Genomic DNA, 14,922 nt, shown 5'->3' on the forward strand with positions numbered 1-14,922 from the left:
TAATGTTATGACTATAAGAAAAGCCACTGTATTAGGTGCAGGAACAATGGGTAGCCAACTTGCTGCCTTACTTGTAAATGCGGGATTAAAAGTAAAATTATTAGATATTGTGATAGATGAACAAGAACCAAATAAAATTGCTCAAAAGGCTTATAACATCATTACAGATAAGAAGAAACCTATGTTATTTGATTTGCAATATGCTTCTAATTTATCAATTGGTAACTTTCAAGATGATTTAGTCCAAGGTGATGATAGTGATATTTATATTGAGGCAGTCAAAGAAGATATCGACATCAAACACCAAGTATGGAACCAAGTACAACAAATAGCGAAGAACAGTGCTATTTTTGCTACTAATACATCAGGTATCCCTATAGAGGGTATTGCCAAAGCGTTTGATCAGCAAGCGCGTTCTCGATTTTTAGGACTACACTTCTTTAATCCACCACGGATTATGAAATTAGCTGAAATCATTCCGAATCAAGAAACGAGTTCTGAAATTATTACACAAGTCCAACGTTTTGCTGAGGATGTATTAGGTAAAGGCGTTGTAATTGCTAACGATGTACCAGGATTTGTTGCCAACCGTGTCGGTACACAAACGATGAATGACGTTATGTATCGTGCTGAACAACAAGGATTATCCATTACTGACGTTGATGCTCTAACTGGTCAAGCTATCGGACGACCAAAAACTGGGACATATGGTTTAACTGACTTAGTAGGTTTAGATATTGCTGTAGCTGTAATGCAAGGTTTACGTCAAGACCCTGCAGAACAACCATATTTTAAAGAAGTAAAATTATCACAACAACTATATGAAGCTGGCGCATTAGGTCGCAAAACAAAACAAGGCTTCTATAAAAAAGAAGGTAAACAACGGTTAGTCTTTGATGCATCAGTTAACGATTACGTTGCCCAATCAACACCGAACTTACCTATCTTGGCACAATTCAATAAAGATTTATCTCATAATCTAGATGTTATCTTCAATGCAACAGATGAGGCCGGAACATTTTTATGGGAAACGCTACGTAATAATTTTTATTACGCTGCTATCAATGTCCCGAAAGCTGCTCCTGATTTTAAAGACATTGATCGTGCGCTTGTTTGGGGCTTCAATTGGAAAAAAGGACCATTTCAATTATGGGACTTAATGGGCTTTGACCGTGTCAAATCAAGAATGCGTGATGAATTAGGCACATTGCCCGACTGGATCGAATCATTAAATGGATCGTTTTATCAACCTCAAGAATCTATTGAGCGTGTCACAGCTATTACTGACCAAATCGAACAAGAATTATGGGATAAAGAAGATTCCAAATTAGCAGTCGTTAACACAGACCAATTACTACTTAAATTACAAAGTAAAAATAATATCATTTCAGACGGCTTTGCCGATGATTTAGTAGAAGCTATTGATGTCTTAGAAAATAATGACTATAGTAGCATGGTCATTTATGCAGATGGTCATAACTTTAGTGTTGGTGCTAACCTCTACATGATGAAAAAAGCACACGAAGATGGCTTAGTTGATACTTTAGTTGGTGACGCTGTTGATAAATTACATTATAGTTTCAGTCGCTTAAAACATTCATTAAAACCAGTAGTCACTACTACACAAGGTAAAGTACTGGGTGGTGGTTGTGAGTTAGTAATGCACTCCCCATTTGTCGTTGCATCAAGTGAAACGTATATCGGTTTAGTAGAAACAGGTGTAGGACTGTTACCAAGTGGTGGTGGTTTAGCTGAATTAGCAACACGTATCTTGAGCACTGACCATAAAGCTAACGACAAACAAGAAAGTGTATCAAAAGTATTGATGAATGTTGGTTTAGCCAAAGTAGCTACTAATGCTCATGAAGCTGTACGTTATGGTTATTTAAAACCAACTGATACGATCATCTTGAACACTGACCAACGTGTTGAAGTAGCATTGAAACGCGCAGCTTATGAAGCACAAACGAACTATATACCAACACCAAAACCAAACTTCATCGCTTTAGGTAAAGACTTTAAAGCATTAGCACAAGGTCAATTAGACGCACAACGTCTCGGTCATTTTATCAGTGACTACGACTACGAAATTGCCTTAAAAGTAGCCAATATTTTGGCTGGTGGCGATTTACCACGTAACACATATGTCAATCAACGCTATTTACAAAAACTAGAAAAACAAGGATTCTTAGAACTACTAAATAATGAAAAAACGTATGATCGTATATCACACATGCTAAAAACAGGAAAACCGTTACGTAACTAATCATTGAAATTGAGTAGAGAGAGGATGAAGTTAAATGCAAGATGCATATATTGTTGCTTATGGACGTTCTGCCGCAAGTAAAGCTAAAGGTGGCGCATTATTTCATGAAAGACCTGATGAAGTAGCTGCTCAAGTATTAAAGGGAGTATTAGATAGAGTTGATGGCAATTTCACTCCAGACATGGTAGAAGATGTCATTGTCGGTAACTCTTTCCCTGAAGGTCTACAAGGACAAAACATCGCACGTTCTATTGCCTTACTCGCAGGTATGCCTGACAGTGTTCCTGGACAAACTGTCAATCGTTACTGTTCATCTGGACTACAAACGATTGCGTTAGCAGCCAATCAAATTAAAGCTGGCCAAGGTGATATCTTAGTAGCGGGTGGCATAGAACTAATGAGTGCTGTTCCAATGGGTGGTAATGAACCTACCAACAGCCCATTACTACAAGATGAAGATCGTGGCGTATCGTATCCTATGGGATTAACAGCTGAAATGGTAGCTGATACGTATCAAGTATCGAGAGCAGATCAAGATGCCTATGCTGTCCAAAGTCATCAACGTGCTTATGAAGCTCAACAAGCTGGGAAATTTGAAGATGAAATTATCCCTATCGAAGTGAACGATGTGTCATATGACCACAATGGTCCTGTAGTCACTAAAAAACAATTCAAAACAGACGAGATGATAAGACCTGATACAAATGCCGAAGCACTGGCACAGTTACGCACTGTCTTTAAGGCTGACGGCACTGTGACGGCAGGTACATCTGCACCATTAACTGACGGCTCAGGCTTTGTAGTAGTTATGTCAGGTGACAAAGTTAAAGAATTAGGTGTTACGCCAATTGCTCGTTTTGTCGGCTTTAAAGCTGTTGGTGTAGATCCAAAATTAATGGGTATTGGACCGGCTTATGCTATACCTGAAGTACTGTCAGCCAATGGCTTAACAATTGATGATATTGACATTACCGAATTAAACGAAGCATTTGCATCTCAAACGCTCGCATCCATTCGCGAAACTGGTTTAAACATAGATAAAACCAATGTCAACGGTGGCGCAATTGCCTTAGGACATCCTTTAGGTGCTACAGGAGCAATGCTAACTGGACGTTTATTATCAGAAATGAAAAAACAACCACACACACGTTACGGCATGGTCACTATGTGTATCGGTGTAGGTATGGGTGCTGCCGGTATATTCGAATATATTCGCAATTAATACCTGTTCAATTCTCAAAATAATCTAGTCACAAAACACTTCAAATAAAGATTATTTAAATATAAAGACTACCATCAAATCACTTACGGTTGATGGTAGTCTTTTTTGTTATTCGCACTGTTAAAAAAGTAAATAAAATATACATATTTTTTTATTTGAATTATTTTTGTTAAACTAAATATTAGTTTAACTTAGGAGGTTTTTTTGTGGGAAAAATTTTATTTATCAATCCAGGGTCAGAAGGTCACATCAATCCAACGATTGAAGTATGTAAGTCGTTGGTAGACCAAGGAGAAGAAGTCGTTTATTATTTAAGCGATATATACGAATCTAAACTAGCTAATACTGGAGTCGAGATACGTTCGTTACCTATCGATTCAGTGGTCGAATCCTTTACAGCATATGGTAATAATAATGTGTTAGACGTCATCAATGGCGTGTTGAATACTGCCCATGTCATGTTACCACGCATTTTAAATGATATTAAACATGAACATTTTGATTATGTAATCTATGATTCTATGTTTGGGTGTGGCTATTTAATTGCTCAAAAATTAAATATTCCTGCTATTTCATCCGTTACCACTTTTGCTAAAACGAAGCCATTGTTCGACAATTTTATCACTTCAATTGAAAATCAACTTGATGATTCGGAAGTTGCACGTTCTAACCAAATATTCCAAAGTTTAAAAACCGATATTGAAACAACATATCAAGTTCAAATACCGTCACGTCATGAAATTATGAATAATCCTGGTGATTTAAATATTTCTTATATTATGCAAGGATTTCAACACGATGTTGAGCAGTTTAATGCTCAAGAGTTTGTGTTTGCTGGACCGTCAGTACGCACACCACAACCTACTGAGTTTATGAATAAGATTAATACTTCACGCCCTGTTATTTATATTTCTCTAGGTACAGTGTTTAACGAAAACATCAGCTTCTTTAATAGATGCTTTGCAGCTTTAAAAGATTTAGATGTTACAGTCGTAGTATCAATTGGCACTACAAATAATCTTGCTAATTTTGATGATATACCTAGCAACTTTATTGTCGAATCATACGTTCCACAAATTGAGTTATTACAATATACAGACTTATTTATCACACATGCTGGGATGAATAGTACGAACGAAGCTATGATGATGGATGTACCTTTACTGGCTTTTCCACAAAGCGCTGACCAACCAGTCGTCTCACATCAAATTGAACAATTAGGGATCGGCAAAAAACTTGATTCCGCCACTGTAACAACTACTGAACTAAAAACAACGGTAACAGAAATGTTAACTAACTTAGACTATTACAAAGCGAATATTGCCAAAATCAAGCAATTACAATCTGCTACGAAACCTGGATATCAAGTAGCTGTAGAAGCAATACTTAATTTCAAAAAACAGTATGTACACTAGCTTTGGGACGTATCATATTGCAACAATATATAATTTTGGCAACGGTTCCTGCGAGAAGCGCACTCGCTGAAGACTACAGGCTGTGGCAGTGCCCGCGGAAAGCGTGCATAAAAAAACTGTCGACAAAGTCAGAAACTTTGTCGACAGTCCGAAAGAAGCGATTTCTCGCTTCTTTTTTATAACTAACGGTAGCTTAGTTACCGTATAATTCAGTTTTAATTTGAGTCGTTGAAATACCTTCTGTACGATTCACATAAATCACTTCACATTGTGATTTCAACTCGTCAAATTCACCTTCCCAGTCGTGACCCATAATAAATAAATCAACATCATATTTATCTACATCTTTAGTTTTTTGTCCCCAACCATCTTCAGGAATTACTAAATCTACATAACGAATTGATTCTAACATCATCTTACGTTGCTCATAGTTATAATATGATTTTTTGTTTTTAATTTTATTAAACTCATCTGTAGATAACGCAACGATTAAATAATCACCGTGCTCTCTAGCTCTTCTCAATAATTCAATATGTCCATAATGTAATAAATCATATGTGCCGTAAGTTATTACTCTTTTCATCGTTTGTTTGCCTCCAGCTATTGTTAGACCATAACTATGTCTAATGTAGTTCGTTTATTTAATTAATATTTAATGACATCTGAAATAATTTTAGAACCTTTTCCTTGTTCTAACGAACAGAATTTATCATAAAACGCATCAATTTGTGGTTTGTAATCTTCTGCTATTTGATCTAAGTTCTTCAAATCATTTGCTAATTCATAAGGATCTTGATAAATCGGACCTGGTAAATCTTTGTGATAGTCTAAATAGAAACCACGTAAATCTTGTCCATATTTATCTAAATCATAAGCAAAGAAAATTTGTGGTTTTTTCAGTACACCATAGTCAAACATAACTGATGAATAATCTGTAATTAAACAATCAGTAACTAAGTATAATTCTGAAATATCACTGTAGTTTGATACATCAATCGCAAACTCTTCAAAACCACGTAAGTCTAGAGCATTGGAAATAAGATAGTGCATTCTTAATAACACTACGTACTCATCCCCTAGTTGACGTTGTAAGTTTTCTAAATCTATTTTTAAATCAAATAGATATTTACCTTTTTTCACAAACTCATCATCTCTCCATGTTGGAGCATACATTATGACTTTTTTATCATGTGGTAAATTTAAATTTTCTTTGATGTCATTAATATACTGTTCGTCATCCGCTCTGTTCACTAAGACATCGTTACGAGGGTAACCAATTTCTAAAATTCTATCACTATCCATCCAAAAGGCACTTTCAAAAATTTCAGAAGAATACCTATTTGGTGATACTAAATAGTCCCATCTACTAGTTTCTTCTCTGAAGTTACGTTTATAATTCTCAGTTGTCGTTCCTGGCATACGAATAACTTTCATGTCATTAGCTAAACGTTTTAATGGTGTACCATGCCAAGTTTGTATATACACTTGATTGGGCTTTTTATTTAAATATAATGGCAAGCGTGCATTGGCAACCCAATATTTAGCTTTACTATATGCTTCGTAATACGCTTGTGAACCTTTTTTCACTTTCTTCGCTGGACCAGGTATAAATACATTCTTCGGTCGGTTTAATACCCAAATGTATTCAAATTCTGGGAAATGATTCATCATATATTCATAAATATATTTAGGGCTATCGCTGTAGCCTTTGCCACCGAAAGATTCAAACACAATGACATTTGGACGAACGTTTTCTGGACTATCCGTTAACTGATACAACGAACGATTTTTGTTTTTGCGCTTTAAGATAACATTTTTAGCCAAACGTGCATTTTTTCTAATTAGGTTAATTTTGTAAGCTTTTTTCTTTTGATTTAATGCTAGTAATAATGATTCTAAAATAAATAATGGTTTTTCGTTTTTAATGATATTAGTTAATAATTTGCGTATTACACCAGGAAGTAAAGAGCTATAATTTGCATAACGTTCTTTTGTCTTTCTTGAAGATGGTTCAAATGATTGCATCACTAAGCTCTTCATTTTATTCGTAATAAATTTTTTATTGTCTTTATATGGTGCGCGTTTTATAGCATCGTTAAAACTATAAATATAGTCGTTAAAAACAACACCAAACTCTTGTTTAGACAACGCTGGTTTTAAGAATGGATCATAGATTTCACCTTTGATATAAAATGGGAATCGTGACACTCGTACAAACCAATTTGAATATTTCATATACTCAAGTAAAAATGACCAATCAATATAAACATCTAAGTCTTCGTTAAAACGTACGTTATGCCCTTTCATGATAGCCGTTTTAAACACTATATTACATGCTGAATTTTTACGTAAAAATTGATTGGAATGTGTTTTAGTTTTTAAATATTTTACTTCTACTAAGTTTTGATCAACGTATTGTGGAATATCCAATGTAAACGAATGGATTGGCGCAATTAAGGCATCACATTTATTTAACACTTTCAAATAATAAGTTAAAGCATATGATGCTAAATAATCATCGGAATCGACAAAAATGAAATACGGTGAAGTTACTTCTTTTAATGCTATATTTCGTGCGTGCGCATGACCTTTGTTTGTATCTAAATCAATCTCATGACAATTAATATCCCATCCATCTAACATAGATGCCACTAGCTCTTTTGACTGATCCGTTGAGCCATCGTTCACTAAAATCAATTCAAAATCTTGCATTCTTTGCTTTTTCAAACTACTTAAACATTTAGCAATGTAGTCCTCCGAGTTATAGTAAGTGACTATAACAGATATTTTATTCATTAATATTACCTCTTTACTTTTATATATATTTACATTAAGTGTTAAGAATATTTCTTTAGCACTTGGAGTTTATCTGAAAACAATAACATTTAGTATAACAAAAACAAATGCATTTTTTTACAAAAACAAAACATTTTTAATATACATTTAATATAATAGTAACAATTTTAGATTTAATAGCAAATAGCGTTGTAACTATCGATACTACTGTGTTCTACAGTATTTTATTTCGTTAATTTTAAGTAAAACGCCATCTTGCAGTCAACGATTCAGTCATATATCGCTACTGTTGCGCTCACATGTGCATTCCCATATCGTAATTTAGCTATTGACTGCACAATAAAAATGTACAAGATTAGTTTAAGTTTAATTCGTTATGTTGGGGTTCGACGTCATTTTGAGTTACACTGAAAAAACAATAGTTTTAGTCTGCCTGTTAAAAGTGAAGACAAAAGGTTTGGCTACTATGACTGACTTTAACTTGATAACTATTTTGTTACACTCAAAATAGTTAGAATTTTCACACAATAGTAAATTCACTAAAGTGTTAGTAATTTTAGGGGGTATTTTTATGAACAGGGAGAGTAACAATCAGCAAGATTTAAGAATTAAAAGTAAAGTAATCAGTGAAGGTGTCAGTCGTACACCGAACCGTTCTTATTTACGTGCGTTAGGTTTTGAAGATGATGACTTTAACAATCCAATGATTGGAGTTGCCAGTACTTGGAGTGAAGTTACACCATGTAACGTACATATTGATGGCCTCGCACGTGCTGCCAAACGTGGCGTGAGCGAAGCTGGTGCAAATCCACTGATTTTTAATACCATTACTGTATCTGATGGCATTTCTATGGGTACTGACGGTATGCGATTCTCATTACCTAGTCGTGAATTGATCGCCGACTCTATTGAATCTGTAGTCAGTGCAGAAAATTTAGACGGCGTAGTTGCAATTGGCGGCTGTGATAAAAATATGCCGGGTTGTATGATTGGTATTGCACGTTTAAATTTACCAGCTGTATTTGTTTACGGAGGTACTGTATTACCAGGGAAATTAGACGGAAAAGACTTAGATGCTGTGTCTGCCTTTGAAGGTGTAGGACAATATAACAATGGAGAAATTGATAAAGCAGCGTTACACAAAGTAGAGTGTAATGCTTGTCCAGGCGCTGGTGCTTGTGGTGGTATGTTTACCGCAAATACTATGTCGTCAGCAATTGAAGCTATGGGTATGAGTTTACCTGGCAGTGCATCACACCCAGCAGTATCTGCCGATAAAGCTAAAGATAGCCGTGCAGCAGGCAAGGCTGTTTATCATTTATTAGAACAAGGCATTTATCCAAAAGACATTATGACTAAAGAAGCTTTCGAAAATGCAATTACTGTTGCTATGGCTTTAGGTGGCTCAACAAATGCAATTTTACATTTACTTGCCATCGCACATACTATGGAAATTGATTTAACATTAGATGATTTTGAAGAAGTACGTAAACGTGTACCTCATATAGCTGATTTACGTCCGAGTGGTAAGTACGTCATGTCACACCTTAACGATGTCGGAGGTATTCCAGCAGTAATGAAGCTACTTCACAAACATGGATTAATTCATGGAGAGTGCTTAACAGTTACTGGTAAAACAGTAGCAGAAAATCTAGCTGATGCACCCGATTTATCTGATAACAAAGAAATCATTAATTTTGAACAGCCGAAACACCCAACAGGTCCACTAGTAATCCTAAAAGGAAACTTAGCCCCTGAAGGTGCGGTAGCCAAAATTTCAGGATTAAGTGTTACGTACATTCAAGGTCCAGCTAAAGTCTTTGACACTGAAAATGACGCAACACATGCGATTTTAAATGATCAAATTAAACCTGGCGATATAGTCGTTATTCGGTACGCCGGACCTAAAGGTGGACCAGGTATGCCTGAAATGCTATCCGCTTCTTCAATTTTAGTTGGTAAAGGGTTAGGTGAATCTGTAGGCTTGTTAACAGACGGCCGTTTTTCTGGAGGCTCTCATGGTTTAGTTATTGGCCACGCTGCACCAGAAGCTCAAGTTGGTGGACCTATGGCACTATTAGAAGAAAATGACATTATTACCATTGATGCCGAAAAACGTGAAATTAGCTTCGATGTTTCTGATAGCGAGTTAGCTGAGCGTAAAGCAAAATGGCAAGCACCAAAATTGAAAGCAACACATGGTACGTTATACAAATATGCAAAATTAGTATCTTCCGCATCTAAAGGTGCGATAACAGATTAATGATTTACAACAGCGTATCTCGCCTCAAAGTCCACACTTTGAGGCGAGATGCTTTTTTATATTACAATATTCGATGCCTCATAATGATAGCGCGCTTGCATTTGGCTATTTTTATACTGATTCCAGTAGCTATTTAATTGAAATTTTTATAGCAACTAAGCGCCTAGCCCACATTGAAAATCAGAACTATAGAACTTTCCTAGTAACAATTTAGCTTCACACAACTACTTTAAAACATAGTATACTAATAACATTGTTGATAAAAGACTGTGTAAGGAGTGCATCACTATTTATGCTAAATTACTGAAACAATTACCGACTCCCATATGTGGTTTAGCATTGGGTTTAGCAGCATTAAGTAATCTTTTGTTCACCATCAACTTGACCTATCTACCTTTTTTATTATTTTATATATCTCTTATTATCATAGTTATATTTTTACAAAAATTGCTACTTTTTCCCCATACAGTTGCCAATGAATTAAAAAATGCTAATACTTGTGCCACCTTTCCTGCCTTGCCAATGGCACTATTATCATTATTATATATATTACATCATTACTTACATGTCATTGGATGGTTTATTACTATAATGTGGTGGCTCATGGTACTCATCCATTTTAGTATATTACTTGGATTCATCATTTATCATATATGGTTATTTCCATCGACTGATTCCAAACCGAATACTAGTTGGTTTGTGGCATTTGTAGGTATCGGGGTTATTGCTGAAACGTCTGAAGGTTTTAGTACACAACTAGGCGCAGGCGTGGTTTATTTAGGATCGATATTTTTCATCATATTACTACTGTTTGTATTATGCCGTAAAGCTTGGCAAAGGTATAACAATCAACAGTTTCCAATGGCCGTAATTATTTCTGCACCTGCAGCACTTTGCTTAAATGGTTATCTGTTAACGCGGACAGATTATTCAATGCTATATATAGGAAGTTTTTTTGTATTATCACAAGCTTTATTTATCATGTCGCTCTTTTTCATTCCAAGAATTAAAACAATTGGGTTCCAACCTGCCTATGCAGCTCTTACTTTTCCCTGGGTGACAACTGCTGCTTCGGTAGTCTCACTATGTCAACTGGTAAATTTACCACCGTTGTGGAATGTTCTATTGAATATCGTAATGATTACTGAACTTATTTTCGCCACATTAGTAGTCGTTTATGTCACTTTGACTTATATTAAATACATTATCAATCATTTACGCTACACATAGCTTGGTCCAAAGTATTTATTTACTACAGTAAAAAGAACATAAAATTAGAAAATAAAGGCGTTATTATCACATGATTTAATGTGCAATAACGCCTCTTTACTTAAAATTTGATACTGAAAGAAAATTTCAATTTAACTTACTTGCTGTCAATGTTCCTATATAACAATCATATATTGCTGTTACTCCAAAACACATATTTATTATTAATAGTAGTCATCATTACCTAATCTTTATTACAAACAACGAAACATAATATAGATTTTGCCAAAAAACATAACGTTATGTTGCAAAAAAATTACATACAATGAAATAATGTATTTTTACACTATAGTACAATCTTAATATTCGCCTATAAATATAAGACTTTTTTAATTTTCTAAATATTTACATGCATCTCATAATAATTACTTTTGTATTAAAACAAACATTACTATATTCTCTTTTAGAAAGTTATCTGCTATTGTTATTCCAGGAAAAATTTTGGGAGGATTTATTTTTATTATGAAAAAATTAATGACAGCAACGATTGCTACGCTATCTTTAGGTGCAGTCGGTATCGCGCAACAAAGTGAAGCTGAAGCTTCAGAAACAACTATTTCAAGTCAAGAGCAAAGTCAATTTTCTGGTATCTTTGCCGAAGGTTATATGGATAAAGATGCAAGTGGAAATTATCATCATACATCAGATGGCAATTGGGAGCAATCTATGTTCGATGATGAGCAATATTATTTCTACCTTATTGATGATAAAGGTAATTATCATTACTTCTACTTCCCTGTTGCAGGAGAAGGACAAGGCGCTACTAACGATAATACAAACGCTACAACTACACCTGTTCAACAAGATGGGAATGTGAACAGCCCAAATAAAAGCCATGAAGAAGTTCAAAAATCAGGTTATCACTTAGACGGTACTGATGACAGTGCTCAACAAGATAAAAATAACTATGACAATAACTATACACGCAATGATAATAATGGACAGCATAACGTTCAACAAGGCGCTACTTCAAATCAATCAGCTAATGAATCAGCACAAGCAACTGACAACGAAGACAGTACAAATGCTGCAAGCTCTAATAACGAGACTGCTCAAACTGCAGCATCAGCTAATGAATCAACACAAGTAACTGAACAACAAAATAATACAAATGTTGCAAGCTCTAATAATGAGACTGCTCAAACTGCAGCATCTGTAAATGAATCAGCACAAGCAACTGACAACGAAGATAATACAAATGCTGCAAACTCTAATAATGAGACTGCTCAAACTGCTGCACCTGTAAATGAATCAGCACAAGCAACTGAACAACAAAATAATACAAATGCTACAAGCTCAAATTATGAGACTACTCAAACTGCTGCACCTGTAAACGAGTCAGCACAGTCAAGTGAAGAAGCAAACACTACGCAATCAACTACAGACAGTAATAATGAAACAAGTTCATCTAATTGGTTAACTCAAAACCGTCAACTACAACCTTATGGTCAATATTATGGTGGCGGCGCTCACTATGGCGTTGACTATGCAATGGATGAAAATACACCAGTATATTCATTAACTGATGGAACAGTTACGCAAAGTGGTTGGAGTAATTATGGTGGCGGTAACCAAGTTACTATCCAAGAAGAAAATAGTGATAATTACCAATGGTATATGCACATGAATGAACTAAATGTATCAGAAGGTGACACAGTTTCAGAAGGTGACCAAATTGGTTTATCAGGTAATACTGGTAATTCAACAGCACCTCATTTACACTTCCAACGTATGGACGGTGGCGTAGGTAATAACTATTCAGTTGATCCAACATCATATGTAAATTCAAAAGCATAAATATTAAAACCCTAGCGCAGTAGACTGTGCTAGGGTTTTTTACATATAACTATTCCCACAATCACACTGCCTATATAGCTAGCGCATAAAAATCCTCTTTTCGCTGTCTTTGCAATTAATAGACCCTTATCAACATTAAAATATCTATTATATAAATTAACATTATAAATTCCTTTGAGTTAACTCCCGATAAAATATATATCATTATAATTAACTATATTTAAAAAAGTAATTATACTTTCTAATTTAATTTTATAAAATTTACACAAAAATAATGGGCGTTTACACTTTTTAAAAAAATTATCAAATTCATGATTAATTATTATATTTTTTATGTTATTATGTTTACAAAGAATTGAAATTTGAGGGGGGCAATCTTATGTCAAAAACAGTGAAAATTGTCATTGCAGCTATCATTGGACTCTTGTTAGTTGTGGGAATTATTGGGGCAGCAACATATTATTTTGTTTCAAATTCACCTAAAAACACTTATTTAAAAAGTGAACAAGAAACTGCAAAACAATATCAAGAATATGCCAAAACACGATTCAAGGATGGATTTGAGTTCCAAGACAAGATGAAAGACGAATCATATTTAATTAATATGGATGCGAGTGCTGATGTACCTGCAAAGCTATTAAAAGACGCAGATATTCCTAAATCGGTGGTAGACGGTTCTAAAATCGGATTAAAGGTAGGACATGACCCTGATAAAGACAAGTCAGTGCTAGCATTATCTCCAACAATCGCAGATAATAGTATCGGAGACTTCCAGTGGGCTGCAGACAAAAATAACCAATATTATGAAGCACCTATTTTAGATGATGTTTACAAAGCCAAAAACGATGAGCTAGTAGATGTGTATAACAAGTTAACTGGAAGCAGCAGTTATTCTTCAACAAGTTCACAAGATAATGCTATCACAAATGATTCATTGAATTTAAATACTATTTTATCAAGCACACAGATTTCTGAAGATAAATTAGAAGACATTAGTGAACGTTACAGTGATCTAATCATCGATGAATTAGATGACGATAATTTCGACAAAGAAGATGACACTATTTCAGTTGATGGTGAAGACACAGACGTACAAAAAGTTACTATGACTTTAAGCAAAAAAGAAACAAAAGCTCTTATTCAAACTGTATTAGAAGAAGCAAAAGATGATGACGACATTAAAGAAATTGCAGAAGATAAAATGCAAGCAGATTCTTATAGCGATTCAATTGACGATGCATTAGAAGAAGTTAAAGATACAGATGCTTCAGATTTCCCTAGCGTTAAATCTGTAATTTGGGAAGAAGATAAACATATTCTAAAAAGAGATTTAACTCTAAAAGCAGAAAATGGTGAAGAAGTAACACTTGAAGGTACAAGTAATATCGATGATGATAACTTAGCTGTCGATTATAAAATCAAAGCCGACAATACAACTTTAGGCATCAAAGGTAAATCTACTAAAAAAGATGACACGTACAATGATAAATACACTTTAACTGCTGACGAGTCATATAAAAAATCTAACATTAAAATTTCTAACAAAGAAAAACAAGATGGAGACAAACGTACAGACAAAGGTAACATTACCTTCGGCTCTGAATACGATGAAACAACAATAGATTATAATAATGTATTAAATACAGATACTAAAAATAATCAACAAAAACAAAAACTTGATGTCACTATGGATGTCGAAGGTGAACCAGTAACAGTTACTTTAGAAGGTGACGTAAAACTGAAGGAAGATATTAACTTCGACAAAGGTAATGCTAAAGATTTAAATACACTAAGTGACAGCGACTTCAGAAAATTACAACGTGAAATATCTGATAATACAGAAGATATTGTTAAAGATGTCGCAAAAGATTTAAAATAATAACTAATTAACTAT

The 14,922-nt window shown here is 34.6% G+C and carries 8 protein-coding genes and 1 pseudogene; 7 read left to right on the top strand and 2 right to left on the bottom strand.

What is annotated here, in order from left to right:
• The first annotated feature begins 7 nt into the window (after positions 1 to 7).
• The 3 genes from fadB to CD036_RS06745 all read left to right on the top strand — a co-directional run bounded on the left by fadB (position 8) and on the right by CD036_RS06745 (position 4,903).
• The gene (gene fadB / locus CD036_RS06735; protein WP_103388253.1) at positions 8 to 2,266 is read left to right on the top strand and encodes a 3-hydroxyacyl-CoA dehydrogenase/crotonase FadB; all 2,259 of its coding nucleotides are present in this window, start codon (positions 8 to 10) and stop codon (positions 2,264 to 2,266) included.
• 34 nt (positions 2,267 to 2,300) lie between these two features.
• Positions 2,301 to 3,488, top strand: coding sequence for a thiolase family protein (locus tag CD036_RS06740; RefSeq protein ID WP_002509895.1), 1,188 nt, complete (start codon positions 2,301 to 2,303; stop codon positions 3,486 to 3,488).
• 206 nt (positions 3,489 to 3,694) lie between these two features.
• Positions 3,695 to 4,903, top strand: a complete 1,209-nt coding sequence (locus tag CD036_RS06745) for a macrolide family glycosyltransferase (RefSeq protein ID WP_021459454.1) — start codon at positions 3,695 to 3,697, stop codon at positions 4,901 to 4,903.
• Positions 4,904 to 5,096: 193 nt separating this feature from the next.
• Here the strand turns inward: CD036_RS06745 and tagD are convergent, their stop codons facing one another.
• A complete protein-coding gene (gene tagD, locus CD036_RS06750; RefSeq protein ID WP_002509897.1) occupies positions 5,097 to 5,486 on the bottom strand; it encodes a glycerol-3-phosphate cytidylyltransferase in 390 nt (129 codons plus the stop codon).
• 62 nt (positions 5,487 to 5,548) lie between these two features.
• Positions 5,549 to 7,699, bottom strand: a complete 2,151-nt coding sequence (locus CD036_RS06755; protein ID WP_103388254.1) for a bifunctional glycosyltransferase/CDP-glycerol:glycerophosphate glycerophosphotransferase — start codon at positions 7,697 to 7,699, stop codon at positions 5,549 to 5,551.
• A gap of 571 nt (positions 7,700 to 8,270) precedes the next feature.
• On the opposite strand from CD036_RS06755, the gene ilvD reads away from it, so the two are divergent.
• The 4 genes and pseudogenes from ilvD to CD036_RS06775 all read left to right on the top strand — a co-directional run bounded on the left by ilvD (position 8,271) and on the right by CD036_RS06775 (position 14,907).
• Positions 8,271 to 9,962 (top strand): dihydroxy-acid dehydratase, encoded by a 1,692-nt coding sequence (gene ilvD, locus CD036_RS06760; protein ID WP_002509899.1) that lies wholly within the window; start codon positions 8,271 to 8,273, stop codon positions 9,960 to 9,962.
• A 339-nt stretch (positions 9,963 to 10,301) separates the two neighbouring features.
• Complete coding sequence (locus tag CD036_RS06765; RefSeq protein WP_167867773.1) at positions 10,302 to 11,192, top strand: SLAC1 family transporter; 891 nt, start codon at positions 10,302 to 10,304, stop codon at positions 11,190 to 11,192.
• Between the two features lie 1,449 nt (positions 11,193 to 12,641).
• Positions 12,642 to 13,028: pseudogene (locus CD036_RS13395) on the top strand (M23 family metallopeptidase); the annotation flags it as partial.
• A 379-nt stretch (positions 13,029 to 13,407) separates the two neighbouring features.
• Entirely contained in the window at positions 13,408 to 14,907 is a 1,500-nt protein-coding gene (locus CD036_RS06775) for a DUF6583 family protein (protein ID WP_103388256.1), read from the top strand.
• The last annotated feature ends 15 nt before the right edge of the window (positions 14,908 to 14,922 follow it).

Source organism: Staphylococcus arlettae, assembly GCF_002902345.1.
GTDB classification, from domain to species: Bacteria; Bacillota; Bacilli; order Staphylococcales; family Staphylococcaceae; genus Staphylococcus; species Staphylococcus arlettae.

Bases quoted from the DNA above. Each gene is read 5' to 3' on its own strand.
- fadB (WP_103388253.1), top strand. From the start codon at position 8: ATGACTATAAGAAAAGCCACTGTATTAGGTGCAGGAACAATGGGTAGC.
- CD036_RS06740 (WP_002509895.1), top strand. From the start codon at position 2,301: ATGCAAGATGCATATATTGTTGCTTATGGACGTTCTGCCGCAAGTAAA.
- tagD (WP_002509897.1), bottom strand. From the start codon at position 5,486: ATGAAAAGAGTAATAACTTACGGCACATATGATTTATTACATTATGGA.
- CD036_RS06755 (WP_103388254.1), bottom strand. From the start codon at position 7,699: ATGAATAAAATATCTGTTATAGTCACTTACTATAACTCGGAGGACTAC.
- ilvD (WP_002509899.1), top strand. From the start codon at position 8,271: ATGAACAGGGAGAGTAACAATCAGCAAGATTTAAGAATTAAAAGTAAA.
- CD036_RS06775 (WP_103388256.1), top strand. From the start codon at position 13,408: ATGTCAAAAACAGTGAAAATTGTCATTGCAGCTATCATTGGACTCTTG.